Genomic DNA, 2,323 nt, shown 5'->3' on the forward strand with positions numbered 1-2,323 from the left:
TAGCGCGAAATTTCGCCCAAGCGGGCATGATAGCCCGCAAACTAGGCGCGCAGGCAGTATGTATCGGCGGCACAGGAAAACCACGCAAAAGCGCCGCTGTCGCAAAGCTAAGCGTGCGTTTCGATGAAACGGTTAAGCTTTGACGAAGCGCGGCGGCTTAGCTTAAGCAAAATGCGGCGGTAAGGCGGTAAAATGCAAGCCACCAGAGGATTAAATTTCTCGCGAAAAATACTCGTAGATAAAATTTTTAGGCGAGTACGGATCTTTCGGCGTACCGCCCACTTCGCAATACGGATGCGAAAAAATTTCAATCGGAACGTGCGCCGGGCGCGGATTTAGCACGATTTCGCGAGCGTAGTTAAAGCCCAGCCAGCACGGCTCCCAGTTACCGAAAAGATACTCCCGCACTCGCGCCAGCCTAGAATCATCCTCGCTTAAGTTCTCGCCCAATCGCACCTTTGTAACGTCCGCGGGATCGACGGGGATCCAGCCGTGACCTTTTAGATAAAATTCCGCTCTGCAATGCTGCGCACCGGAAATTTCAAGCGCACCACCACTTAAGGCGCCCATGACGCCCATTTCAGGCGAAAATTTCTGCGCTGCGCCCGTGCGGATGCCGTAAATAGCGCGAGCAGGAATGCCCGCTGCCCTGCAGAGCGCGACGAACACGCTATTAATATCGGCGCATTTGCCGCTTAGCTTGCCGCTGCTTAAAATCGCCGCCGCATCGCCGCTACCGCATGCGATCACGCTATTATCGCGGCTCATATTTTTTGCGACCCACTCGTAGATCGCGCGTGCCTTTTCCAGATCGCCTTTAAGCGAGCCGGTAATCTCGTCTGATTTTTGTTTTACTGCGCCTTCTACCGGAATTAGCTTTGATGGCTTTAAAAACTCCTCGATCTCTGGACTCAAGCGCTCGTTTTCATTAAAGCTTACCTTGCTAAAATCGGTGTTTCGCTCCGAAATTTCAATATCGAAGCTAAGCTCAAAATAATCGTCGTCTTCGCCTACGACACCTTGCTCGCCGTATTTGCCGACGCCCGCTCTTGCCTCTTTATCGGGTGCGAAGCGCGCGTAGTACGTGCTTATATGATCTCCGCAGATAGCCGACTCTTGTGCATTTGAGCGAGCATGATATTCGCCAAGCAACCTCTGATACGGCTCTTGCAGCACTAACGGCAGCCAAAGCCGCACCTCTGCGCCACTACTTGAAATTTCGTGATTAAATCTGAGACTAAATTTTCTCGTTTTTGCTTCTTGCATTTTTTGCTCCTTTGCTTGAATTGCAAGTCGATTTTATCTCTTTGCGCCTTAAAATGGATAAAATTTTATGTTAAAATGGCGCTAAATTTTGAAATTTTAGGATTAAAATGGATCTGCAAAAAATCAGAGACGAGAACTTTAAAAAGCTGCGAAGCGGGCAAAACCGCGAAATTTTAAGCGCGATCGAGGCGCTGCAAATAGACAAGTGCGACTGCGAATGCGGCGACGTCGTGCGGGCAAGCTTTAGCGCGAACGCAGAACAGAGAGATGAAATTTTGCGTATCGCGCGAGCGCTAAAGCCGTGGCGCAAGGGGCCTTTTGCGCTGAATGATCTTTTTATCGACGCCGAGTGGCGAAGCTTCGTGAAATTTAACCTGCTGCAGCCGTTTTTAAATCTGCGCGGCAAAACCGTCGCCGACGTGGGCTGCAACAACGGCTACTATATGTTTCGCGCAAGCGCTCTAAAGCCTGCGCGGCTAGTGGGGTTTGACCCGAGCGCGCTATTTTATCTGCAGTTTCGCTTCATCGAGAAATTCCTCCGCAGCGGCGCGAAATTCGAGCTTTTGGGCGTAGAGCATCTGCCGTTTTACGAGCACAAATTTGATACGATCTTCTGCCTCGGCGTCATCTATCATCGCAGCGACCCCGTAAAGATGCTAAAAGATCTGCGAGCCTCGCTAAATGCAGGCGGCGAGGTGTTTTTAGACACGATGTATATCGAGGGAGCGGGCGATTTCGCGCTGTGCCCGAAAAACAGCTACTCAAAAATTTCAAATATCTACTTCGTCCCGACCGTCGGCGCGCTGCAGAATTGGTGCGAGAGAGCGAAATTTAGAGATTTTGAAATTTTGGCTCAAAAGCCCACGGATGCTAGTGAGCAGCGCAAAACGGAGTGGATCGACGGGCAGAGCTTAGAAAATTTCCTAGATCCGCTCGATAGCTCGCGCACGATCGAGGGCTACCCCGCCCCGCGGCGTATCTACGTGCGGCTTCGGGCGTGATGCGCGCCTTTGAAACATTTTTCGCGTACCCGTGCACTGATATGCAATGAGATCCG

General features: G+C 51.2%; 2 protein-coding genes. One reads left to right on the forward strand and one right to left on the reverse strand.

Going from position 1 to position 2,323, the window contains the following annotated elements; translation table 11 throughout:
• Positions 1–210: 210 nt before the first annotated feature.
• Positions 211–1,266 carry a transglutaminase-like domain-containing protein gene (locus Q0256_RS09340; protein WP_297962442.1) on the reverse strand — a complete coding sequence of 352 codons (1,056 nt, stop codon included), beginning with the start codon at positions 1,264–1,266 and terminating at the stop codon, positions 211–213.
• Positions 1,267–1,373: 107 nt separating this feature from the next.
• Between Q0256_RS09340 and cmoB the strand changes: the two genes are divergently transcribed.
• Positions 1,374–2,267, forward strand: coding sequence for a tRNA 5-methoxyuridine(34)/uridine 5-oxyacetic acid(34) synthase CmoB (cmoB, locus tag Q0256_RS09345; protein ID WP_297962443.1), 894 nt, complete (start codon positions 1,374–1,376; stop codon positions 2,265–2,267).
• Positions 2,268–2,323: the final 56 nt, after the last annotated feature.

It is taken from the genome of uncultured Campylobacter sp. (assembly GCF_937949835.1).
Lineage (GTDB): Bacteria > Campylobacterota > Campylobacteria > Campylobacterales > Campylobacteraceae > Campylobacter_B.